This is a genomic window from Actinomadura alba (assembly GCF_014323705.1).
In the GTDB taxonomy this organism is placed as follows: Bacteria; Actinomycetota; Actinomycetes; order Streptosporangiales; family Streptosporangiaceae; genus Actinomadura_C; species Actinomadura_C alba.
Map to the genome: position 1 here is coordinate 66,324 of NZ_JABVEC010000004.1, position 21,677 is coordinate 88,000.

The 21,677-nt window shown below is 70.3% G+C and carries 21 protein-coding genes and 2 riboswitches; of the genes, 10 read left to right on the top strand and 11 right to left on the bottom strand.

The features are described from left to right. The first annotated feature begins 215 nt into the window (after positions 1 to 215). Together HKK74_RS07590 and HKK74_RS07595 are read left to right on the top strand one after the other, a co-directional pair. Positions 216 to 578, top strand: a complete 363-nt coding sequence (locus tag HKK74_RS07590; RefSeq protein ID WP_187242373.1) for a HesB/IscA family protein — start codon at positions 216 to 218, stop codon at positions 576 to 578. A gap of 207 nt (positions 579 to 785) precedes the next feature. Next, positions 786 to 1,772 (top strand): carbohydrate kinase family protein, encoded by a 987-nt coding sequence (locus HKK74_RS07595; protein WP_187242374.1) that lies wholly within the window; start codon positions 786 to 788, stop codon positions 1,770 to 1,772. A 112-nt stretch (positions 1,773 to 1,884) separates the two neighbouring features. Here the strand turns inward: HKK74_RS07595 and HKK74_RS07600 are convergent, their stop codons facing one another. After that, on the bottom strand, positions 1,885 to 2,178 hold the full coding sequence (locus tag HKK74_RS07600; protein WP_187242576.1) for a sulfurtransferase TusA family protein: 294 nt from the start codon (positions 2,176 to 2,178) through the stop codon (positions 1,885 to 1,887). 14 nt (positions 2,179 to 2,192) lie between these two features. Further along, the gene (locus HKK74_RS07605; protein WP_187242375.1) at positions 2,193 to 3,326 is read right to left on the bottom strand and encodes a cysteine desulfurase family protein; all 1,134 of its coding nucleotides are present in this window, start codon (positions 3,324 to 3,326) and stop codon (positions 2,193 to 2,195) included. A 186-nt stretch (positions 3,327 to 3,512) separates the two neighbouring features. Here HKK74_RS07605 and ctaC point away from each other — a divergent pair, with 186 nt between their 5' ends. The 4 genes from ctaC (at position 3,513) to HKK74_RS07625 (ending at position 8,100) form a co-directional block, all read left to right on the top strand. Next, positions 3,513 to 4,337: an aa3-type cytochrome oxidase subunit II gene (ctaC, locus tag HKK74_RS07610; protein WP_187242376.1), complete on the top strand. Its 825-nt coding sequence runs from the start codon at positions 3,513 to 3,515 to the stop codon at positions 4,335 to 4,337. After that, positions 4,334 to 6,001 (top strand): aa3-type cytochrome oxidase subunit I, encoded by a 1,668-nt coding sequence (gene ctaD, locus HKK74_RS07615; RefSeq protein ID WP_376771514.1) that lies wholly within the window; start codon positions 4,334 to 4,336, stop codon positions 5,999 to 6,001. Before ctaC ends, ctaD begins: the two co-directional genes overlap by 4 nt. Before the next feature lie 2 nt (positions 6,002 to 6,003). Beyond that, on the top strand, positions 6,004 to 6,414 hold the full coding sequence (locus HKK74_RS07620; RefSeq protein WP_187242377.1) for a cytochrome c oxidase subunit 4: 411 nt from the start codon (positions 6,004 to 6,006) through the stop codon (positions 6,412 to 6,414). 219 nt (positions 6,415 to 6,633) lie between these two features. Then, a complete protein-coding gene (locus HKK74_RS07625) occupies positions 6,634 to 8,100 on the top strand; it encodes a L,D-transpeptidase (protein WP_312881329.1) in 1,467 nt (488 codons plus the stop codon). 65 nt (positions 8,101 to 8,165) lie between these two features. Here the strand turns inward: HKK74_RS07625 and HKK74_RS07630 are convergent, their stop codons facing one another. The 7 genes from HKK74_RS07630 to HKK74_RS07660 form a co-directional block, all read right to left on the bottom strand. Next, positions 8,166 to 9,668: a M48 family metallopeptidase gene (locus HKK74_RS07630; protein ID WP_312881330.1), complete on the bottom strand. Its 1,503-nt coding sequence runs from the start codon at positions 9,666 to 9,668 to the stop codon at positions 8,166 to 8,168. Beyond that, entirely contained in the window at positions 9,665 to 11,005 is a 1,341-nt protein-coding gene (locus HKK74_RS07635) for a basic secretory protein-like protein (protein ID WP_222721990.1), read from the bottom strand. The genes HKK74_RS07630 and HKK74_RS07635 overlap by 4 nt, the downstream gene beginning before the upstream one ends. Before the next feature lie 62 nt (positions 11,006 to 11,067). Further along, a complete protein-coding gene (locus HKK74_RS07640; protein ID WP_246491325.1) occupies positions 11,068 to 11,868 on the bottom strand; it encodes a C40 family peptidase in 801 nt (266 codons plus the stop codon). Positions 11,869 to 11,882: 14 nt separating this feature from the next. Continuing rightward, positions 11,883 to 12,068: riboswitch (cyclic di-AMP (ydaO/yuaA leader) on the bottom strand. A gap of 91 nt (positions 12,069 to 12,159) precedes the next feature. Next, complete coding sequence (locus HKK74_RS07645) at positions 12,160 to 12,753, bottom strand: C40 family peptidase (protein WP_222721992.1); 594 nt, start codon at positions 12,751 to 12,753, stop codon at positions 12,160 to 12,162. Between the two features lie 5 nt (positions 12,754 to 12,758). Beyond that, positions 12,759 to 12,974, bottom strand: a riboswitch (cyclic di-AMP (ydaO/yuaA leader). A gap of 307 nt (positions 12,975 to 13,281) precedes the next feature. After that, on the bottom strand, positions 13,282 to 14,265 hold the full coding sequence (locus HKK74_RS07650) for an NlpC/P60 family protein (RefSeq protein ID WP_312881331.1): 984 nt from the start codon (positions 14,263 to 14,265) through the stop codon (positions 13,282 to 13,284). Positions 14,266 to 14,416: 151 nt separating this feature from the next. Then, a complete protein-coding gene (locus HKK74_RS07655) occupies positions 14,417 to 14,611 on the bottom strand; it encodes a hypothetical protein (RefSeq protein ID WP_187242378.1) in 195 nt (64 codons plus the stop codon). 100 nt (positions 14,612 to 14,711) lie between these two features. After that, positions 14,712 to 16,052, bottom strand: coding sequence for an NYN domain-containing protein (locus tag HKK74_RS07660; RefSeq protein ID WP_312881332.1), 1,341 nt, complete (start codon positions 16,050 to 16,052; stop codon positions 14,712 to 14,714). A 271-nt stretch (positions 16,053 to 16,323) separates the two neighbouring features. On the opposite strand from HKK74_RS07660, the gene HKK74_RS07665 reads away from it, so the two are divergent. The 3 genes from HKK74_RS07665 to HKK74_RS07675 all read left to right on the top strand — a co-directional run bounded on the left by HKK74_RS07665 (position 16,324) and on the right by HKK74_RS07675 (position 19,331). Then, positions 16,324 to 18,051 carry a DEDD exonuclease domain-containing protein gene (locus HKK74_RS07665; protein WP_187242379.1) on the top strand — a complete coding sequence of 576 codons (1,728 nt, stop codon included), beginning with the start codon at positions 16,324 to 16,326 and terminating at the stop codon, positions 18,049 to 18,051. A 195-nt stretch (positions 18,052 to 18,246) separates the two neighbouring features. Beyond that, complete coding sequence (locus HKK74_RS07670) at positions 18,247 to 18,987, top strand: rhomboid family intramembrane serine protease (RefSeq protein WP_187242380.1); 741 nt, start codon at positions 18,247 to 18,249, stop codon at positions 18,985 to 18,987. 56 nt (positions 18,988 to 19,043) lie between these two features. Next, positions 19,044 to 19,331: an Lrp/AsnC family transcriptional regulator gene (locus HKK74_RS07675; protein WP_187242381.1), complete on the top strand. Its 288-nt coding sequence runs from the start codon at positions 19,044 to 19,046 to the stop codon at positions 19,329 to 19,331. 38 nt (positions 19,332 to 19,369) lie between these two features. Here HKK74_RS07675 and trpD read toward each other — a convergent pair whose 3' ends face one another. Together trpD and HKK74_RS07685 are read right to left on the bottom strand one after the other, a co-directional pair. Next, positions 19,370 to 20,434 carry an anthranilate phosphoribosyltransferase gene (gene trpD / locus HKK74_RS07680; protein WP_187242382.1) on the bottom strand — a complete coding sequence of 355 codons (1,065 nt, stop codon included), beginning with the start codon at positions 20,432 to 20,434 and terminating at the stop codon, positions 19,370 to 19,372. Positions 20,435 to 20,496: 62 nt separating this feature from the next. After that, a complete protein-coding gene (locus HKK74_RS07685; protein ID WP_246491326.1) occupies positions 20,497 to 20,949 on the bottom strand; it encodes a DNA-binding transcriptional response regulator in 453 nt (150 codons plus the stop codon). Positions 20,950 to 21,048: 99 nt separating this feature from the next. Here HKK74_RS07685 and ctaE point away from each other — a divergent pair, with 99 nt between their 5' ends. Next, entirely contained in the window at positions 21,049 to 21,666 is a 618-nt protein-coding gene (gene ctaE / locus HKK74_RS07690) for an aa3-type cytochrome oxidase subunit III (RefSeq protein ID WP_187242383.1), read from the top strand. The last annotated feature ends 11 nt before the right edge of the window (positions 21,667 to 21,677 follow it).

Consider the following 21,677-nt stretch of genomic DNA (forward strand, 5'->3'; position numbering starts at 1 on the left):
GGGCGGCGGTGTCATGGGGGCGGTGCGGAGTGAGGGGCGCCACATGCACTGTGGGGTCCGCAGGCCAGATCCGAGGAATCATTGTGCTGCGGGGTACGTTGTCTACGGGAGACTGGTGGCAGTGTCTTCGGGCAGTGTCGTCCGATGACAGCCAACTCCGAGCACAACAACGCGAAGGTCGCCGATGGCGGCGGAGCTGAACCGGGAGCCAACACATGACGGTTTCAGGCGAGACAACGCACGAGACCACTCAGCAGGGAGTCGTCCTGACCGGCGCCGCCGCCGAGAAGGTCAAGAGCCTGCTCGAGCAGGAGGGCCGTGAGGACCTGGCGCTGCGCGTCGCCGTCCAGCCGGGCGGGTGCTCCGGCCTGATCTACCAGCTCTTCTTCGACGAGCGTGATCTGGACGGCGACCAGGTCCACGCGTTCGGCGGCGTCAATGTCGTCGTCGACCGGATGAGCGCCCCCTACCTGGGCGGCGCCACCATCGACTTCGTCGACACGATCGAGAAGCAGGGCTTCACGATCGACAACCCCAATGCCTCGGGCTCTTGCGCCTGCGGCGACTCCTTCAACTAGTCCACCCGAGATCGGGCGGACCGATGCAAGCCTCTGATCGGCCCTGGTGGCCGCGCGCGGGAGCGCGCCCACCAGGGCCTTTCTGTGACCGGGCACCGTACAAGAAGCTCCCGCGGCGATGACGCGCTAATCTTCGGACCCTGATCAGCTGGGTTGACATAGCCGGCAAGCAGCCGGACGACACAGACGACGAAGGAGAGCGACGCCGTGCGCATCGCCGTGACCGGTTCCATCGCCACCGATCATCTGATGACCTTCCCCGGAAGGTTCGCCGATCAGCTCATCCCCGATCAGCTGCACAAGGTCTCGCTGTCCTTCCTGGTGGACGAGCTGGAGATCCGGCGGGGCGGTATCGCCGCCAACATCTGCTTCGGCATGGCGTGTCTCGGCCGCCGTCCGGTGCTGGTCGGCGCCGTCGGCAACGACTTCGCCGACTACCGGTCCTGGCTCGAGCGCCACGGCGTCGACACCTCGTCGGTCCACGTCTCCGATATCCGCCACACCGCCCGGTTCCTGTGCACGACCGACGACGACCACAACCAGATCGCCTCCTTCTACGCGGGAGCGATGGCCGACGCGCGGGAGATCGAGCTGGCGCCCGTCGCCGACCGCGTCGGGGGCCTCGACCTGGTCATGATCAGCCCGAACGACCCCGAGGCCATGCTGCGCCACACCGAGGAGTGCCGCACCCGGGGCGTCCCCTTCGCCGCCGACCCGTCCCAGCAGCTCGCCAGGATGGGCGGCGAGGACGTGCGCGTGCTGATCGACGGTGCCGCGTACCTGTTCACCAACGAGTACGAGAAGGCGCTCGCCGAGCAGAAGACCGGCTGGTCGAGCGAGGAGATCCTCGACCGCGTCGGGGTGTGCGTCACCACGCTCGGCCCCAAGGGGGTGCGCGTCGAGCGCAAGGGGGAGCCGAGCATGCACGTCCCCGCGGCTCCCGAGGAGGCCAAGGTCGACCCGACCGGCGTCGGCGACGGTTTCCGGGCCGGGTTCCTCAGTGCGGTCGGCTGGGGCCTGTCGCTCGAGCGCGCCGCTCAGACCGGCAACCTGATCGCCGCTCACGTCCTCGAGAGCGCCGGCGGCCAGGAGTACGAGCTGACGCAGAGCCGCTTCACCGAGCGCTTCGCCGGTGCCTTCGGCGACCAGGCCGCCGCCGAGGTCGCCGCCCATTTGACCTGCCCGGCCCCGTAATCCGCCCGCCCCGTGATCATGCAGTCGCTCCCGCTGCGCCTCCGCGTGCGGGAACGACTGCATGATCACGGCGGTGAGTGCCCGATGAGCCGCGCGAGCGGAGTGAGCGCAGTCAGTACGTGCGGCGGATGTGGAAGGCCCAGCCGCGGGGGAGGATCTCCTCGCGGACGAAGTCCTGGGACTTCATGCGGCACCAGGCGGGCACGTCGGTGCGGGCGGCGACGTCGTCGGCCTTGACGGCGACGATCTCGCCTATGGGCACCTCTCTGATCCGCTCGGCCAGCAGGATGATCGGGATAGGGCACTTGCGCCCCAGCGCGTCGATGATCAGGACCGGCGCCGGCCCGGCGGGGACGGCGGGCGCCACGGGTTGGGGGGGCGTCGCGGCCTTCTGCGCGCTACGCATACGGCGTCTGAAGCTCATGAGATCACTCCGGCGGCACGGCGTAGGCGAATGATGGCAGCGGGAAGCACCGAAAGGAACTCGTCCACGTCAGTGGATTCTGTTCCCCGCGGCAGCGATACCCGAACGTTCCCGTGGGTAATCACTCCCATCGCCTCCAATACGTGGCTGGGACGGAGCGTATCCGCCGTACAGGAGCTTCCGGACGAGACGGCGAAACCCTGGCGGTCGAGTTCGGTGATCAGCGCCTCGCCCTCGACGTAGAGGCAAGAGAACGTGACCAGGTGGGGGAGTCGCCGCACGGGGTCGCCGACGACCTCGATGTCGGGGACGAACCGCGGCAGGCGCTCCCGGATCCGCTCCACCAGGGCGGAGAGGCGTGGACCTTCGACGGCCCGCTCCTGCCGGCGGGCCTCGAGCGCCGCGGCGGCGGCCACGGCCGCGGGAACGTTCTCAAAGCCGGGGACCCGGCGTCCCTCGCGCTCGTCCTCGGGCAGTGGAGAGCGCCAGCGGGTGTGTTTGCGGATCACCAGGACGCCGACCCCTGCCGGGCCGCCCCACTTGTGGCCGCTGGCCGCGAGCAGCGACCAGCCCTCCGGGATGTCCGCCCGGCCGGCGGACTGGGCCGCGTCGACGAACAGCGGCACGTCCGCGGCCCGGCAGATCTCCGCGACCTCGGCCACCGGCTGCTCGGTGCCGACCTCGTGATTGGCCGACTGCAGGCAGGCCAGCGCCGTGTCGGGGCGCAGTGCCGCGGCGAAAGCGGCCGGGTCGACCCGGCCGGTGCGATCGACGTCCACCGTGGTCACCTCGCCGCCGTCGCTCTCGTGCGTCGAGGCGGTGTGCAGAACGCTGGAGTGCTCGACCGCGCTGACCACCAGGTGCCGGCCGGTCCGGCGCCGGGCCCGGAGAGCGCCGAGGACGGCGAGGTGGACGGCCTGGGTGCCGGAGGAGGTGAAGTAGACCTCGTCGGGGCGTACGCCGAGGACCGCGGCGACCCGGGCGCGGGCCTGGTCGAGGAGCAGCCGGGACTGCCGGCCGGGGCCGTACAGCCGGGCCGGGTCGGCCCAGCCGGCCTCGAGGGCGCTCAGCAGCTCAGCGCGGGCCGCGGGGTGCAGGGGCTCGGTCGATGCCGCGTCGAAAAAGGGCACGACACGACCCTAACGGGACCCCGGACGGTGGGACTCAGACGTGCGCGCTAATCTGTGCTGCACATGTTGGAGGAAGTGACCTGACCGCCCGGGGTGCCGGGCTTTCGTCTGTGGGGAAGGCATTCTGTGAGTCCGACCCGCTATTGGTGGGCCCTGAGCGACCGGCTCCGTTCGCGTGTGGCGTCGATGTCACGCCCCGCGACCGGCGGTCCTGCTCAGCGTTCCGCCGGGGAGCGGCGTGCGCCCGCGCGAGGGCGACGCGCGTTGACCAGTGCAGGAGCGCTGACACTCGTGGCGATGAGCGCCACCGCGTGCAGCGGTGAGGCGGCCCGCCTTGGCATGCCAGAGCCGATCAGTGAGCAGGGCGAGCGCGTCCTGACACTGTGGCAGGGCTCGTGGGTGGCGGCCCTCGCGACCGGTGCGATCGTCTGGGGTTTGATCATTTGGGCGGTGCTGTTCCACCGCAAGCGCTCCGATGAGCTGCCGCCACAGGTGCGCTACAACCTGCCGATCGAGATGCTCTATACGGCCGTCCCCTTTGTGATCATCGCGGTGCTCTTCTACTTCACCGCGAGGGACGAGACCTACCTCGAGAAGACGACGGCCAACCCCGCGGTGGTCGTGGACGTCACGGCGTTCCAGTGGAGCTGGCAGTTCGACTACCCGCAGCACAACGTCAGCGTCATCGGTAGTCCGGCGGCCCCCGACGAGAACCCGGGCAACAAGCCGGTGCTCGTGGTGCCGACGGGCCAGACGGTGCGGTTCAACCTGCACGCGCGGGACGTGATCCATTCGTTCTGGGTGCCGGCGCTCCTCTACAAGAAGGACGTCATGCCCGGGTACAACAACAAGTTCGAGGTCAAGCTGACCAAGACGGGCACCTACGAGGGCCGGTGCGCTGAGCTGTGCGGTGTCGACCACAGCCGGATGCTGTTCCAGTTGAAGGTCGTGACGCCCGCCGAGTTCCAGCAGTTCATCGATTCCAAGAAGGCAGCGGGGGGCACTCAGTGACCGCGACCACCCATCCCGCGGTCGCGTCGCCGGCTGCGCCGCGGACGAGCAAGGGACGCCTGGTCGTTTCCTGGATGTCGTCCACGGATCACAAGGTGATCGGGTACATGTACCTGATCACGTCGTTCGTGTTCTTCCTGATCGGCGGCGTCATGGCGCTGATCATGCGGGCCGAGCTCTGGGAGCCGGGCCTGCAGGTCACGAGCAACGAGCAGTTCAACCAGCTGTTCACCATGCACGGCACGATCATGCTGCTGATGTTCGCGACCCCTCTGTTCGCGGGCTTCGCCAACGTGATCATGCCGCTGCAGATCGGCTCGCCCGACGTGGCCTTCCCGCGCATGAACATGCTGGCGTTCTGGCTGTTCCTGTTCGGCAGCCTGATCGTGCTCAGCGGGTTCCTGACCCCGGGCGGCGCCGCCAGCTTCGGCTGGTTCGCCTACGCGCCGCTGTCGGACGCGGTCCGCTCGCCCGGCATCGGCGGGGACATGTGGATCCTCGGCCTGACGCTGTCCGGCTTCGGCACGATCATGGGTGGTGTCAACTTCGTCACCACGATCTTCTGCATGCGGGCACCGGGCATGACGATGTTCCGGATGCCGATCTTCACCTGGAACGTGCTGCTGACCAGCGTCCTCGTGCTCATGGCGTTCCCCGTGCTCGCCGCGGCGCTGCTGGCGCTGGAGGCCGACCGCAAGTTCGGCGCGCACATATTCGACGCCGCGCACGGTGGCGCGCTGCTCTGGCAGCACCTGTTCTGGTTCTTCGGACACCCTGAGGTCTACATCGTCGCGCTGCCGTTCTTCGGCATCGTGACCGAGATCCTGCCGGTGTTCAGCCGCAAGCCGATCTTCGGTTACGTCGGCCTGGTCGGGGCGACGGTCGCCATCGCCGGTCTGTCGATCACGGTGTGGGCGCACCACATGTTCCCGACCGGCCAGGTGCTCCTGCCGTTCTTCTCCTTCATGACGTTCTTGATCGCGGTGCCCACCGGGGTGAAGTTCTTCAACTGGGTGGGAACGATGTGGCGAGGGCAACTGTCGTTCGAGTCGCCGATGTTGTTCTCCATCGGCTTCCTGGTGACGTTCCTGTTCGGCGGCCTGACCGGTGTCATCCTGGCCTCGCCGCCGCTGAACTTCCCGGTCAGCGACTCCTACTTCGTGGTGGCGCACTTCCATTACGTGCTCTTCGGCACCGTGGTGTTCGCGATGTTCGCGGGCTTCTACTTCTGGTGGCCCAAGATGACCGGGAAGATGCTGAACGACCGGCTGGGCAAGGTGCACTTCTGGGTGCTGTTCGTCGGCTTCCACACCACCTTCCTGGTGCAGCACTGGCTCGGTGCCGAGGGTATGCCGCGCCGGTACGCGAACTATGCTGAGGAGTTCACCGGCCTCAACATGATCTCGACGGCCGGTGCCTTCCTGCTGGGCGTGTCGATGCTGCCGTTCTTCTACAACGTCTACATCACGGCGAAGAAGGGCGAGAAGGTCGCCACCGATGACCCGTGGGGTTACGGCGGATCGCTGGAATGGGCGACGTCGTGCCCGCCGCCGCGGCACAACTTCACCTCGATCCCGCGGATCCGGTCCCCGCGTCCCGCGTTCGATCTGCACCACCCGCACGCCGCGGGTAAGGCCGAGCTGCCCGCCCGGGCGGAGGGATAAGCATGCGTGTTCAGGCGTACATGTTCTACGGCTGCGCGGTCTTCTTCCTCGCCGCCGACGTCGTGTACTGGCTCTGGTCGGGCGACTGGACCGGAACGACGGCGATGGCGCTGGCGGTCGGGCTGGCCGGCCTGGTCGGGTTCTACATCCACTTCACCATCCGGCGGCTGGAGAAGGCCAACGCCGGTCCGCTTCCCGAGGACGACCGCGAGGGCGAGATCGCCGATGCCGCGGGCGAGCTCGGCTTCTTCAGCCCGCACAGCTGGTGGCCGCTGTTCCTTGGCCTGTCGGCGGCCACGGTCACGCTCGGCCTGGTGTTCGGCTGGTGGCTGTTCGTGGTCGGTGTGGCCGCCGTCCTGATGAGCTGCATCGGGCTGGTCTTCGAGTACTACCGGGGTCAGTTCTCCCACTGATCCGGAATATCGTCGGCAAGGGGCCGGTGTCCGCACATAGGGGCGGACACCGGCCCCTTGCGTAATCAACACGGTCCGATGAACGTCTTGCCCGATACGTCATGCCAACACCTGGGAAGGCTCGTATCCGTGCGGTCACCGACCGTGCGGACACTGTCGCCGGTATGAGCGTCGGCCTGTACACAGGCAGCGCGCGGCGGGCGGAAACGGGGGTGTGAGGTGAAGCTCGGCGCCACCATGCCGGTGAACCGTCGGCACTGCGTACGGTGGGTCGCGGGAACGGCACTGGCCACGACGCTGGTCCTGATCGGAGCGGCCTGCACGAGCGGTGACGGCCCGAAGCGAGAGGCACCACCGCTCGCCAAGGTGACGATCACGCCCGGAGGCGGTCCGGCCAAGGTCCGGCCGGACGGCTCCATCATCGTTCGGGTCGCCGGCGGCACGCTGCAGGACGTCACCATCGTCACCAAGGGCAACAGGGTCGACGGCGTTCAGAGCGCCGACGGGACCCAGTGGCGATCGCGATGGACCCTGGACCCCGGTACGAAGTACCACGTGTTCGCGACCGCGCTGGGTGCCGACGGCAAGACGCAGTCGGCCATGAGCAGTTTCACGACCCAGAAGGCCGACAACCCGCTCGCCACGACCATCGAGGCGCCGGCGGACCACGAGACGGTCGGCGTGGGCATGCCGATCGTCCTGCACTTCGACAAGGACGTCACCGAGAAGCAAGCGGTGGAGAGGGCACTGGAGGTGCGCTCCAGCCGCCCCATGCAGGGGGCCTGGCACTGGTTCGGCGACAAGGACCTGGTCTTCCGCACCAAGGGGCACTGGCCGCGGCACAGCAAGGTCGAGTTCGTCGCGCACATGAGCGGGGTGCGCGCCGCCAAGAACGTCTTCGGCGCCAAGAACCGGACCCTGAAGTTCCAGATCGGTGACGAGCACAGCACGGTGGCCAGCGAGGACGACCACCAGATGGTGGTGAGTAAGAACGGTCAGCCGGTGCGCACGATCCCCATCAGCATGGGCCGGGGCGGGATCCGCAAGTACATCACCACGAACGGCAACCACCTCACCATGGAGAAGGCGCAGGCCGTTCTCATGGACTCCTCGACCCTGGGCTGCGGTCCGGGCTGCGCGGACTACTACCGGCAGATGGTCTACTGGGCCGTCCGGATCTCCAACAGCGGTGAGTACGCGCACAGCGCGCCGTGGTCCGTGGGCTCCCAGGGCAACAGCAACGTCAGCCACGGCTGCGTCAACATGAGCCCTTCCAACGCCATCTGGTTCCACAACTTCAGCTACCGCGGTGACCCCTTCAAGATCACCGGATCCAGCCGGGAGCTCGAGCCCGACAACGGCTGGGGCTACTGGCAGCTGTCCTGGCCGGATTGGGTGAAGGGAAGCGCCCTGAAGCGCCCGGTGGTCACCGAACGCATCCCCGGGGCGCCTTCGGGAACGCCGCCCGCCCGGCCGGGCGGAGACGACGGCACGGCGAGCCCGACGACCTCGGCCACGCCGGGCCGTACACCGAGCGCGGCGGCCACCCCAGGCGGCCGGCCGCAGGGCACCGCCACGCCGGGTACTCGTACGCCGGGCACGCCGACCAGTCTCACGCCCGGCGTATCGGGCGCGCCGGGCGGCAGCACACCCGCCCGCCCGGCGAGCCCGTCACCGAGCCGCTGACCGGCAGGTCGGACGGCGGCCCGTACAGGCCGGCCCGGTATCGGGCCGGCCTGTACGCGTGGTCCTCAGCGCCCGGCCAGCGGTGGCGGGTCGGGCCTGCCGTGCAGGCGCGCCCAGTTCCGGGCCATCGCGATCCGCTCGGGACCGCTCGGGTGGCTGGACCACAGGACGTACTCCAGCGGATTCGGGCGCAGGTCGCTGAGGTTGCGCACCGAAAGGGCTCGCTGCATGCGGGTGAACGTCGCGGGGTCACCGGTGAGGTCGAGGGCGTGGCGATCGGCGCGTGCCTCGATGTGCCGGCTCACGAGGTTCTGCGCCGGGCCGCCGAGCTGGAGCAGCACGGTCACCATCGCCAGCAGCAGGGCGAAGGACCGGGGATCGGCCGCCGCCGGCGGGCCGGTGCCGGGCGTGGGGGAGGCGACGCCGGCGCGGGTCAGCAACCGCCGGGAGGTCATCAGCAGGTAGAGGACGCACACGCCCGCGGCGACCCCCAATGCCCCCATGAGCGTGCCGTACAGCACGTCTCCGCGTTTGGCATGGCCGAGCTCGTGGGCGACGATCAGCTTGATCTCGTCGGGCCGGCCCGATTTCAGCAGCGTGTCGTAGACGACGACGCGGCGGGTCGACCCGAATCCGGAGACGTAGGCGTTCAGGGCGGTGGTACGTCTGGACGCGTCGGCGACCAGGACGTCCCTGATCGGCACGTGGTCGGCGGCGGCCAGCCGCAGCACCTCGGTGCGGACCGGCCCGGCGGGCATGGGCCGGAACGAGTTGAACAGCGGCTCGAACACGAGCGGGTACAGGAAGGACGCGGCGACGACCAGTGCTGCGCCACCGGCGGCCGCGCCGGTCCACCAGTACCGCGGGAACCGGCGTACGAGCACGTGCAGCAGGACCAGGACCACGATCCACATGATGACGCCGACCATGAAGCCCTTCAGCTGGTCCTGTGCCCAGCCGCCCCAGTCCTGGGTGGAGAGCCCGTGGCGTCGCGAGATCGTCTCGGCCCAGACGCGGAACGGCAGCGTCACGATGCGGAGCACCGCCGTCAGTACGATCGCGGCCACGATGAGCTGGAGGGGCCATCGGCGGGCCGGCCGGATGACGACGCCGAGCAGCCGGGCCCCGAGCGGGGTCAGGCCGAGTACGAGTACGGAGAGCAGGCTCAGGGCCAGGCTGAGGTACGCGGGGAGGCTGATCGCCCCATCGAACGCGGCGGCCCGGGCGATCTGAGCGGCGGTGAAGTCCCGGGAGGCGTCGGGGGCGACCGTTCCACCGGGGACGGGCCCACTCAGGGGCCGCCAGGGCGTGGTGAGGGCCAGCATCACGACGAGGGCGAGGGCGAGCCCCACGGCCGCCACCGCGGCCGCGGTCCGTGGCCTGCGCTCGGCTCCGGCGGCCGGCGCCGGACGCGTGGTGCCGTCGCCGCGCGGGGTGTCCGGCGGGGTGGCGATGGGCGGGGGACTCTCGGGTACGGCGCCGAGGGGCGGCGTACCGGGATCCTCGTGATCACCGGCCGGGACGGCATCGAATTCACCGTCGCGGCCGGGCCGCGGGCCGTCGCTCACGCCAGTTCCTTCCTGAGGTAGTCCCGCCACATCCGGGTGAACTCGGCCGGGCGCACGTCCAGGACCTCGGCGAACGCGGCGACGTCGCCCCGCCGTCCCGCCGCACGGTAGAGCCGCATGAGGGCGGCCTCGCCGTACCGATCGGCCACCATGCGACAGGCCAGCCAGGCCTCCGCGTAGGACTGGGGGAGTCGGCTGGAGGAGCCGTCGAAGTCGGCGCGGCCGGGCAGGGCGTCGGGCAGATGCCCTCTGATCACTTCGTTGCGCAGCTCGCGTGCGGCCGAGCGGACGCTGAACCGGGTGTTCTTGTACCCCACGTAGTCGGCCAGGCCCTCGATCAGCCACATCGGCGTACGCCCGTCGCGCGCGCCGCCCGTGGCGATGTGGGTCAGCTCGTGGGTGAGGACGACCCGCCGCCCCTGTGGCGTGAGCCGGGCGAACGTCGCCGGAGAGATGACGATCCGGTCTCCGCCCGCCGCCCTCCCCTCGTCGTACTGCGAGGCGGTGGCCAGTGCCGCGATCCTCGAGAGGTCCTGCCCGCCGCCCACGAGCTCCTCGGCCTGCGTGCGGTCGGTCGGGACCAGCGCCACGGCCCGGCGGTCCCACCTCGGGCCGACGATCCCGGTGACGACGGGGACCGCCGCGTCGAGGCGCCGTGCGATGTCGCGCAGCGTCCTCTTCGGCTCGGCCCCCCGCGCGCCGACAGGCTGGTCGCCGATGACCAGGCTGCGCCGACCGCGTACGACGGTGAGCCGCCCGGCGTCCCAGATTTCGGGGTGGTCGCTCAGCCCGTGGGCGGCGCCGTCACCCGTGATCACCCAGCCGGTGGCCGCCCGGTGGCCGAAGGCGAGGTACTGGGTATGGGCGACCTCGGTCCGGTCGAACCCGCGCAACCGGTAGCGCACGATGATCCGCAGTGTCGAGCCGCCGATGCCGGTCACGACCGGCTCCGCCGTTCCGAGCTCCTGGCGCCAGCCGCTCAGCGGCAGCGTGACCAGGTTGGCGAAGAGCCGCGCCTGGTCGGCCTGGAAGGCCGGTGGTGCCCAGGCGACGGTCGCGAGGAAGCCCTGCCGGTCATGGTCGCGCACCGCGCGGGCCCGCCCGGCGAGAACCGCGCCGACCGCCTGGGGGTCTGGCCGCGCCGCCGAGCCGAAGGGCGCCGTGCCCGCCGCCGGGTCGGCCGGCGGCGGGTGGTCCTGGGCAACCGCGACATAGCCGATGCCCGACACGAGGTTCACGGCCACCGCGACGGCGATCGCCGCGGCGAGTGGCCGCGGCGATCGCCGATCGGGTGGGCGTGTGATCGCCGACGGCTGCCCCGGAGGTTCGGGCTCCATGCGCGCGATCCTAGTGGTCCCGTCGGGATGCCCGAGTGAACGGCACCGGCGGGACCTGCTCTTTACCCGGCGTAGTCCGGGTAGCCGTAGCCGACGACCATGCCCGTCGAGCGCACCTGCTTGGTGACCGCGTCGTTGGTGTTGCCCTCGACGGTCTTGATCCGGCCATCGCCGAGGTTCTTGATCACCAGTCCGACGTGGTCGATGTCGTAGATGCCGCCTCCGCCGCTCCAGGAGAAGAACACGACGGCGCCCGGCTTGGGCTTGTGGCCCCAGCGGCCCTGCTCCTTGAACCACTCGGCGTGCGCGATCGTCCAGGCGTCGGAGCCCATCTGGTCGCCGAAGTCCAGCTTGTGGCCCAGCCACGAGATGAACATGGAGCACCAGGCGGCGTTCAGGTAGGCGTCGACCGAGCCGCCGTCCCGCGCGACCGTCTCCCTCGCCCGTTCGGTGCCGGCGTACCACCGCTGGTACTTGGTCCCGCCGCCGTAGCCGTCGGTCTCGCTGATGCCCACCTGCTTCTTGGCGAGCGCGATGACTTCGGCGGCGGTGACCGGCGCGTGCGGGGAGGTGCCGTCGGAGGAGCCGGTGCCGGCTGCGGACTGGGCTCCGGCCTCCGGCTCGGTGATCGACTTGAACGAGCTGGAAGCGATCTTGGAGCCGAGGGCGTCGGCCCTGGACATGGCCGACACGATGTCGCCGGAGGTGATGGCCGCCGAGGCGAGCCGAGGCTCGAAGGCGGCGGGCGTGGCCTCGGCCGGGTGCGTCGCGGCGGCGAGGCCGGCGGCCAGCGCGAGGCCGGCGGCCAGGGTGCCGGCGAAGCGGGGCATCGCGAGCGTGGTGATTCGGTGTTTCCCGGACATGGAGTTGCGTTCTCCTTTACCTTCCATGCCGCCTACCGGGTTAGCTGTCGGGTTCGGGCGTGGAAGGTGCCCTACGGTCGATCCGCCCGGATACGTGGGCGGCACCACCGATTCACCCCGGCGGTGTTCCAGGAAACGCCCTGGAACACCGCGATTGGGTCCCCGGTTCCGCGATGTCGCGGATTCGGCGGGAGACGCCCCGGTGCGGGGCGTCCCGATGCGGTCAGAACTCGATGAACTTGATGAACTTCGTGAGGAAGTGCGATGGCCGCGTGCGATGGCGGCGATGGATCAGAACGGGCGGACGGCGCCGGCGAAGGTCTGGCGGCGGTGGTCGTTCAGCTTGACCTGCTTGACATACGAGCCGGTGTACGGAGCGTGGATCATCCAGAGCTTGTCGCCCTCACGCTTGGAGACGATCCCGACATGGCCCTTGGCGTTGAAGAACACCAGGTCGCCTACGGCGAGTTTCTTCCAGGTGACCTTCTGGTCGATCTTGTTGTACTGGCCGTACGTCACGCGTGGGATCTTGACGCCCGCCTTCTTGTAGGCCCACTGGACCAGGCCCGAGCAGTCGAACGTGTTCGGACCGGTGGCGCCCCAGACGTACGGTGAGCCGATCTTCTTTTTGGCGTGGGTCACGGCGGCGATGCCGATCAGCCGCCGCTCGGCCCAGGTGGCCTTGTCCTTGCCGGTCCCGCCTTCGTCCGGCGCGGGCACCTGGGTCTGCTGGGGGTTTCCCGCGGCGGGGACCGAGGGAAGGGTGCCGGCCTGGGCCGGCTGGAGGGTTCCCGTCACCGGGACCAGTACGGCGGCCGCCGTGAGGAGGCAACCGGCGAGTCTCATTCGCCGGCCCGTTGGGGGGCGGTCGTCTGCGTCGGGCAAGGTCGTTCTCCTTCTTCCAGACGCCTACCGGGTTAGCTGACGGGTTCGGGCGTGGAAGGCGCCCTACGGCGCGCCAAATACTCGGGGGAGGCGCGCCGATTCACCCCGGGGTCCACGCGGGCACAGCACTCCGGCACCGCACCATGGGGTGCGGGAGAGACTGGGCCTGCGGGGGTTTGGGTCCCCGGCTCCGCGTGATGCGGACTCGGCGTTGCCGCTCCGATCCGGATGGGCCGGAGCCCGCCTGCGGGGTCATGACCCCCAGGCATGATCGAAGCGACGCGAATGTGTGATTGGACCGGACCGACCCCGATATCGAGGCTGCCGTGATCACGCTCCAGTGCGTGGTGCACGCGTCCCGCTTGCCACGGGCTAGCCGGGTCGGCCGGGTGAGGCGGCGACGCATGGTGGGCGCCGTAAGTGGACATACAGTACCAAACAACCCATGGAAGGCAATAGGCAGACAAAAAAAGTAACGGGCCTGGTCAAACCAGGCCCGTTACGGGGTCAGAGTGGGGTCAGCGAGGGTCAGGGGCGTCCCGCGCCGTAGAAGTTCTGCCGGTAGTAGCCCGAGGTGATGCTCACGACCTCGACGTTCTTGCCGGTGCGGGGCGCGTGGATCATCTGCCCGTTGCCGACGAACATCCCCATGTGGCCGAGGCCGCTGAAGAAGACCAGGTCGCCCGGCTGGAGATCACCGTAGGCGACCCGCCGGCTGCCGCTGTACTGGGTGTACGTCGTGCGGGATATGTTCACCCCAGCGGCCCGCCAGGCCATCATCGTGAGCCCGGAGCAGTCGAAGGTGTTGGGCCCTGCGGCTCCGTACTGGTACGGCTTGCCCAGCTGCGCGTAGGCGTACTGGAGCGCCGTGCGCGCCGAGCCGGAGGCGGGCCCGGTGTAGGTCCCTCCGATGCGTCCACTGGGCGCCTGCGCAGAGCCACCGAGGCGCACGATCAGGGTGCGCTGCTTGGAGATGCTCTTCTCGACGGTCTTCTTCTGCTCGCGCAGTTCCTTTTGCTTCTTGGCGACCCGGTCATAGGCGCTCTTGGCCTGGCCCTGCTCGCGCTGCATCCGCTGCGCGGCGGCGAGGAACTGGCCCAGTTGTGAGGCGCGGTTCTCGGACAGATGCGTGAAGACCGCCGCCTGGTCGAGCACCGCCTGGGGGTTGTCGGTGGAGAGGAAGCCGGTGACGTCGCCGGAGTCGCCGGTCATGTAGGCGGTCGCCGCCATCTCGGCGATCTTCTTGCGCATCTCCTCGAAGGTCGCCTGCTCCTTGCTCGCGGCCGCCCTGCTCACGGCGAGCTTCCGCCTGGCCGCCTTCAGGTCCTCGTTGACCTGGTTGTACTTCTCCACAAGCTGGCCGACCTGCTTGTCCAGCTTCTCGAGCTGCGCCCTCGCCTGGGAGAGCGTGGGCCGGGGCTCGGCATAGGCCGTACCGGCCGGCATCGCCAGCACCGCCGCGAGCGCGAGACACGCCACGGTCTGCACCCGGCGCGAACCTTCGTTAGCCACGGTTGCGGCACGCCTCCTCTGTTCCGTCTACTACAGCCCTTGTCCACTTACTACAGCGGACGACCTTAGTGAAGGGGCACAGCAGTCACAACCGATTCAGCATGACTTGTGGCATTTCACGGCTCTTTGACCACATCTCGCACACAAGTGGTCACGAGGCGCGTGCCCCACGGACGCTCAGCCGCAGCGGCGGCACCATGCCGACGCCGGCGAGAACGTCCAGCGCGCGAAGCTCCTCGTCGCCGATGTCGACCTCGCCCGCCACCGGGACACCGAGCAGTGCCGTCACCACGCACTGGCCGCAGCCTGTGTCACGGACCTCGCAGCTGTCGCATTCGATCAGCACCGCTCCTCCTCCGTCGTGGCGATCCGTTCGACTGAGACGACGCTAGGAGGCCGGACCGACAAAACCGCGGCCGTGGCGGCCGTTCACCGGCCCGCGGCGGTCAGGACCGGCCCAGGCGGCGCAGAAGGAGGGTGGAGGGGGCGGGCCTGGCCCGCGCCCTTCGCGCCGCGTCGGCCACCTCGCGGTCGGACGAGACGACGACGATCGCTCGGCCCTCGGGCTCCGCCCGTACGAGCCGCCCGATGAGCTCGTCGGCGGTCTGGCCGGGATGGCTGAACAGCACCCGCACGCCACGGGGGGCGGCGATCGCCACGGGGGCGTCCAGCTCGGCACCGTCGAAGACGCAGGTGACCTCGGCGCGGGTCTGAGCCGCCAGCCCGCCGAGACCGGCCAGCAGACGGCTCCGCTGGTCGGCCAGCGGCAGATCGCCGTACCCCGTCTTCGTGACGTTGTAGCCGTCCACGATCATGTGCACCTGCGGCAGGGTGAGGAGCCTTTCGAGCAGTGCCGGATCATCGTCCGAGAGCGCCCGCCCGGGCAGCGCGCGGTGCGGTCCCTTGTCCGGCTCGATCGCCCCCACGGCGTCGGCGGGCCGGGCGATGGTGGACGGCAGGGCGAGCTCGCGGCGCACCCCCTGGGCCGCGTCGACCAGGACGTCGAGGAGCATCCGCAGCCTCACGTCGTCGACGTTGCGTCCTTCACGGGCCGCCCTGCGGGTGCTCTCGGCGGCCGCCTCGGCCTGTGACAGCCGGCCGCGCAGCTTGCGCAGCTCCTTGTCCATGGCCGCGGTGGCGGCCGTCGTGGCCGCGCGTTCACGTGCGGCCTCGGCGGAGGCCGCGTCCGCGTTCTCCCGCGCCGCTCGGGCCTGCTTTCGCGCGTCGTGCAGTTTGTGGCGCAGTGCCGCGATCTCGGCGCGCGCGTCGCGGAGCTCGCCTCGCATCTTGTCCAGTTCCTCTGCGCGTGCCGACCTGGCCGTGGCGATCTCCGCACGCAACGCGGCGATCTGCCGCTCGGCCGCGGCCTCCTCGGCCGCGCTGGCCGAGCGCTCCAACTCGGCCCGTGCGGTCGCGACCCGGGCCGTCCACCCGGACGGGCGGAGCAGGTAGGCGATGGCCGCGACCTGCACCGGGTCGGCGGCCGGCGGCACGGCGGACGCGACCACCGCCTCGACCAGCTCGGGATGGGTCGTGCGCAGCGGCCCGGCCACGCGATCGCGGAAGCCTGCATCGCTCTCCAGGTGAGCGGCGATCTGGCTCGCCGCGAGCCTGGCGCGCTTGCGCGGCTCGAACCTGGCGAACACGCGCAGCGGCACCGGCACCTCGGCCGCGGGCATGGAACCGATCAGATCCGCGGCCGCCTCCACGACATGCTGCCGTACCGCCTCGGGCAGCGGTCCGTCGAGGTGCTCCTCCGGGCCGGTATCGATGATCGTGCTCCTCACGGGCTCTGCCGGTGGCGGGACCGAACGCGGACCTTGACCGGCCGAGGGCGGCCCGGGCGTCCCGGAACACCCGGACGGCCAGGTGCCCGTCCGGGCGGGCCCGTGACCGGCCGGGCCGGTGCCCTCGCGGCCACTGGCACCGCCGCTCGCCCGATCGGCGGAGGCGCGTCCGCGTCGATAACCAGAGTAGACGTGCCGGGCACTCAGCGTGTCGGCCCGCCCATAACACCGGAGCCCCGGAATGTCGGTACGGGGCCATACCCTCGCCCGCATGGCGACCGGCGGAGGCATTCAAGGCACCCTCGACGATCTCGGCACCCCCCTCGCCGACGTCACGTTCGTCGTGGTCGACCTGGAGACGACGGGCGGTTCCCCGGCCGAGTCGGCGATCACCGAGATCGGCGCGGTCAAGGTGCGCGGTGGCGAGCCGCTCGGAGAGTTCGCGACCCTCGTCGACCCCGGTGGCCCCATTCCGCCGTTCATCACCGTGCTGACCGGCATCACCCAGCAGATGGTCACCGCGGCGCCCCGGATCGGGGCGGTGCTCCCCGCCTTCCTCGAGTTCGCCCGCGGCTGCGTGCTGGTCGCCCACAACGCGCCCTTCGACCTGGGCTTCCTGCGGGCGGCCTGCGCCGCCGGCGGCCATCCCTGGCCCGCCTTCCCGGTCGTCGACACCGCCGATCTGGCCCGCCGCGTTCTCACCCGCGACGAGGTCCCCAACTGCAAGCTGGCGACTCTCTCCCGCTACTTCCGGACCGCGACCGAGCCCTGCCACCGCGCGCTCGCCGACGCCCGCGCCACCGTCGATGTGCTGCACGGGCTTCTCGAGCGCCTGGGCGCCTTCGGCGCGAAGTCGCTCGAGGAGCTCAAGACCTTCGCCAAGGCGCCGACGCCCGAGCAGCAGCGCAAACGGCACCTGGCCGAAGGCGTGCCCAGCGTGCCGGGCGTCTATGTCTTCGAAGACGCCGGGGGCGAGATCCTTTACGTGGGCAAGAGCACCGACCTGCGCTCGCGGGTGCGGTCTTACTTCACCGCGTCCGAGACCAGGCGCCGCGTGCGCGAGATGATCGGCATCGCCGAGCGGGTGCGCCCCATCGTCTGCGCGACCGGCCTCGAAGCCGAGATCCGTGAGCTGCGGCTCATCGCCCGGCACAAACCCCGGTACAACCGGCGTTCCCGCTTCCCCGAGCGGGCGATCTGGCTGAAACTGACGACCGAGCCGTTCCCGCGCCTGTCGGTCGTCCGGGAGTGCCGGGACGACCTGACGCCGTACCTCGGGCCGTTCCCGTCCACCAGGGTGGCCGAGGAGGCGCGGGCGGCGTTGCACGAGGCCGTCCCGCTGCGGCAGTGCACGCAGCGGCTGACGCCGCGCCTGATCGAGCACGGCCGGGCCCGCACGTGCGTGCTGGCCGAGCTCGGCCGGTGCGGGGCACCCTGCGACGGACGCGAGAGCATCACCGGCTACGAGCGGCACACGAATCTGGCGAGGGCCGTCATGGAGGGCGACGCGCGGCCCGTCGTCGCCGCGCTGCAGGCCCGCATCGACCGGCTCGCCGGCGAGCTCCGCTACGAGGAGGCCGCCGAGCAGCGGGACCGGCTGGCCGCGTTCGTCCGTGCCGCGGCCCGGTGCCAGCGGCTGAGCGCGTTGTCCGGCTGCGCCGAGCTGGTGGCCGCCCGGCCGGGGTTCGGCGGCGGCTGGGAGCTCGCGGTCGTGCGGCACGGCCGGCTGGCCGGCTCCGGCGTGGTGCCGCCGGACGCGCGTACCGCCGCGGCGGTACGCGCCCACGTCGACGCGGTCATCGCGACCGCCGAGACGGTCGCCCCGGCGGCCGGGCCGGCGGGCACCGCGAGCGTCGAGGAGATGGAGTGCGTGCTGCGGTGGCTCGAATCGCCCGGTGCCCGCCTGGTCGAGCTCGACGGCACGTGGAGCTGCCCGGTCCACGGTGCCGAGGGGATGCGCGAACGCATCCAGCGGGCCTACGCCAACCCCCCTATGTGAACATCTGCAAGATCACGCCAGCGAAGCGCGTGATCTTGCAGATGTTCACGTCCCCGCTGCGAGCGCGTTCTACGCGCGAGCGACCACACCGGCCCTTGACGGCGGGAAACCCGAAGGGCGGCGGCCGACCGGAGGACCGGCCGACCGGTACATTGATCGCCGAGCCGTCGCCGGAGGGCAGAGGAGAACGCGCGAGTGGCCCTGCCCCTCTATGACAGCCAGCCGACCCGGCGCACGCCGGTGGTCACCTACCTGCTGGTCGCGATCAACGTCGTGGTCTTCCTGCTCACGCCGATGGCGGGCTTCGCGCAGACCTCCACGCAGGCGCGGGAGCGCCAGTGCGCCCAGGTGACCTTCACCCACCAGCACGGGGCCATCCCCAGGGAACTGATGACCAACCGGCAGGAGCCCCTGCCGGACGAGATCGTGGAGCAGTGCCGGCCGCGGCCCTTCGAGAAGCGACCCTGGCTCTCGGCGTTCTCGTCGATGTTCCTGCACAGTGACTGGACTCATCTGCTGGGCAACATGATCTTCCTGTTCGTCTTCGGGCAGGCGGCCGAGGACCGGCTCGGGCGGGTGCGCTTCACGCTCTCCTACCTGCTGTGGGGGCTGGTCGCGGCCTACGGCTTCGCCCTGACCTACCCGGACACCACCGTGCCGCTCATCGGCGCCTCGGGGGCGATCGCCGGCGTGCTCGGGGCGCATCTGATCATGTTTCCGCGATCGCGGACCATCGCCCTGGTCCCGCCGATCCGGCTACCCGCCTGGCTGCTGCTCGGGCAGTTCTTCCTGCTCCAGTGGCAGATGCTGGGTGCCGACGACGGCGTCGCCTACGTCGCGCACATCTACGGCTTCGTGGCCGGCGCGGCGTTCGGCCTGTGGGCCCGCCGGGCGCCCGCGCTCCGCCGAGCGGCCGTCCTCGGCAGCCGGCGCTAGTCTCGTCGCCGGAATCACTCTTATAGGGTCGGGATGTCCGCACCGAGGAGGCGTCTGTGATCACCGCGATCGTGCTGGTCAAGACCGAAGTCGCCCGTATCACCGAGGTCGCCGAGGCGATCGTCGGTCTCGAGGGCGTCAGCGAGGTCTACTCGATCACGGGGGACTCGGATCTGGTCGCGATGGTCCGGGTACGCCGGCACGAGGAACTGGCCGAGGTCATCCCGGGCCGGTTGAACAAGGTCCCGGGCGTGGTGCACACCGAGACCCACATCGCCTTCCAGGCGTACTCGCAGCATGATCTCGAGGCCACCTTCTCGCTCGGCCTCCCCGACGCCGACTAGGAACTTCGCTGTGGGGCGGGTCCCGGGCCGGGCCCGGTTCAGCCCCGCAGGCGCTGGGAGACGCCGACCCAGCGGTCGAGCAGGGCCGCGGCGGCACCGGACTCGAGTGCCTCGCTCGCCCGCCCGTACGCCTCCTTGAGCGCGCCGTTGAGCCGTTCCGGCTCCGGCGTGCCCTCTGCGGCCACGATCGCCGCGGCCGTGTTCAGTTGCACCATGTCGCGCACCGGGCCGGGCTCGGCGGCGAACACCCGGCGGGCCACCCGGCCGTTGAAGCCGGGGTCGGCGCCCCGGAGGTCGTCGAGCGTCGCGCGCGGTATGCCGAGATCGGCGGGATCGAATGTGACCTTGGCGGCCGTGCCCTCGCGGACCACCCACACGGTGGAGGTCCCGGTGGTGGTCAGCTCGTCGAGCCCGTCATCGCCGCGGAAGACGAGCGACGAGCAGCCACGCTCGGCGAAGACCCCCGCGAGGATCTCCATCATCCGCGGATGGAACACGCCGACCGCCTGCGAGGTCGGGCGGGCCGGGTTGGTGAGCGGGCCGAGGAAGTTGAACACCGTCGGGGTGCCGAGCTCTCGCCTCGTCTTGGCCGCGTGCTTCATGGCCGGGTGGAACCGCGGCGCGAAGCAGAAGGTGATCCCGACCTCCTCGACGACCCTGGCGGTCGGCTCGGGCGCCAGGTCGATCGCCACGCCCAGTTCCTCGAGCAGGTCGGCGGAGCCGCAGGAGGAGGAGGCGGCGCGGTTGCCGTGCTTGACCACCCGCACGCCCGCCGCCGCCGCGACGATCGCGCCCATGGTCGAGATATTGACCGTATGGGCTTGGTCTCCGCCGGTGCCGACCAGCTCGGCGATGCTGCCAGGCACGGTGATCGGGGTGGCGTTCGCCAGCATCCCCTCGGCCAGCCCGGCCACCTCGGCGACAGTCTCGCCCTTGGCGCGCAGGGCGACCACGAAGGCCGCGATCTGGGCATCGGTCGCCTCACCCGCCATGATCTCGTTCATCGCCCATGACGTCTGCCGGGCCGACAGCGACTCGCCGTCGATCAGGGCATTGAGGAGCGCGGGCCAGGTGGGCGGCTGGTCGTGGGCCGTCGCGTTCACCGGAGTTCCCCTTATGATTCAAGGTCGGGCGGTCGGCCCGTGCGGCCGGTCGGGCCGGCTTACTACAGGGCGGGCAGGCGGGACGCCCGCTGCCGCATCAGGTCGGCCACCGCGGCGGCGAGGGCCATCGGGTCGAGCGGCCGGCCGACGACGGCGTCGGCGCGCGACCAGGTGGCGAGCCAGCCGTCGTCACGCCTGGCGATCATGACGAGCACCGGCGGGCAATCGTAGATCTCGTCCTTGGCCTGCCGGCAGATGCCGAGGCCACCGGAGGGCTGCGCCTCGCCGTCGAGCACGGCCACGTCGATGTCGCCCTCGTCGAGCAGCGACATCAGGGCCGGCTGGGTCGCGCATTCCACGTACTCGACCTGCGGGAGATCCGCCGCGGGCCGGCGGCCGATCGCCATCCGTACCTGGGCGCGGGTGTTGGCGTCGTCGCTGTAGACGAGAACCTTCATGACGGCGGAGGTCGGAGACGACTCCCCGCCGGAGTGCAAAGGGCCGGCGATGCTCATGCGGGCAAGGCTACCGGGTCGGCTGTACGGTGGCACTGATCGGCCGGAGAGCGGCTACTACGGGGGGTCGTGCACGCTCGGCGGGCAGGTGCCGTAATAATGCTGCCCGTGGCAACAACATCCGCGATAGAGACAGCACCCCGTGCTCGGGCGAACCGTCCCAACCTGGTGAGTGTGGGGACGATCGTCTGGCTGTCGTCCGAGCTCATGTTCTTCGCGGCGTTGTTCGCGATGTACTTCACGATCCGTTCGGTGACCAAGGGTCAGGGCGGCGAGTGGCCGGGTGGTCACCTCGATCTGCCGTTCTCGGGGTTCAACACCGTCGTCCTGGTGCTGTCGAGCGTCACGTGCCAGATGGGCGTCTTCGCCGCCGAGCGCGGCGACGTGCGCAAGCTGCGCATCTGGTACCTCATCTCCTTCCTGATGGGTGCCTACTTCGTGGGCGGGCAGCTCTTCGAGTACCACAAGCTCGTCACCGTCGAAGGTCTCAGCCTGTCGTCCTCGGCCTATGGTTCGGTGTTCTACCTGACCACGGGGTTCCATGGGCTGCACGTGACCGGCGGCCTGATCGCGTTCCTCTTCGTGCTCGGACGCACCTACGCCGCCAAACGCTGGACCCATGAGCAGGCGACGAGCGCGATCGTCATGTCGTACTACTGGCATTTCGTGGACGTGGTGTGGATCGGCCTGTTCGCGACCATCTACCTGATCAAGTAACCCGGAACGAG

What these genes read in the sequence shown, in the direction of transcription:
- HKK74_RS07590 (WP_187242373.1), top strand. Translation starts at nt 216, where the DNA reads ATGACGGTTTCAGGCGAGACAACGCACGAGACCACTCAGCAGGGAGTC.
- HKK74_RS07600 (WP_187242576.1), bottom strand. Translation starts at nt 2,178, where the DNA reads ATGCGTAGCGCGCAGAAGGCCGCGACGCCCCCCCAACCCGTGGCGCCC.
- ctaC (WP_187242376.1), top strand. Translation starts at nt 3,513, where the DNA reads ATGTCACGCCCCGCGACCGGCGGTCCTGCTCAGCGTTCCGCCGGGGAG.
- HKK74_RS07620 (WP_187242377.1), top strand. Translation starts at nt 6,004, where the DNA reads ATGCGTGTTCAGGCGTACATGTTCTACGGCTGCGCGGTCTTCTTCCTC.
- HKK74_RS07635 (WP_222721990.1), bottom strand. Translation starts at nt 11,005, where the DNA reads ATGGAGCCCGAACCTCCGGGGCAGCCGTCGGCGATCACACGCCCACCC.
- HKK74_RS07640 (WP_246491325.1), bottom strand. Translation starts at nt 11,868, where the DNA reads ATGTCCGGGAAACACCGAATCACCACGCTCGCGATGCCCCGCTTCGCC.
- HKK74_RS07665 (WP_187242379.1), top strand. Translation starts at nt 16,324, where the DNA reads ATGGCGACCGGCGGAGGCATTCAAGGCACCCTCGACGATCTCGGCACC.
- HKK74_RS07685 (WP_246491326.1), bottom strand. Translation starts at nt 20,949, where the DNA reads ATGAGCATCGCCGGCCCTTTGCACTCCGGCGGGGAGTCGTCTCCGACC.
- ctaE (WP_187242383.1), top strand. Translation starts at nt 21,049, where the DNA reads ATGCTGCCCGTGGCAACAACATCCGCGATAGAGACAGCACCCCGTGCT.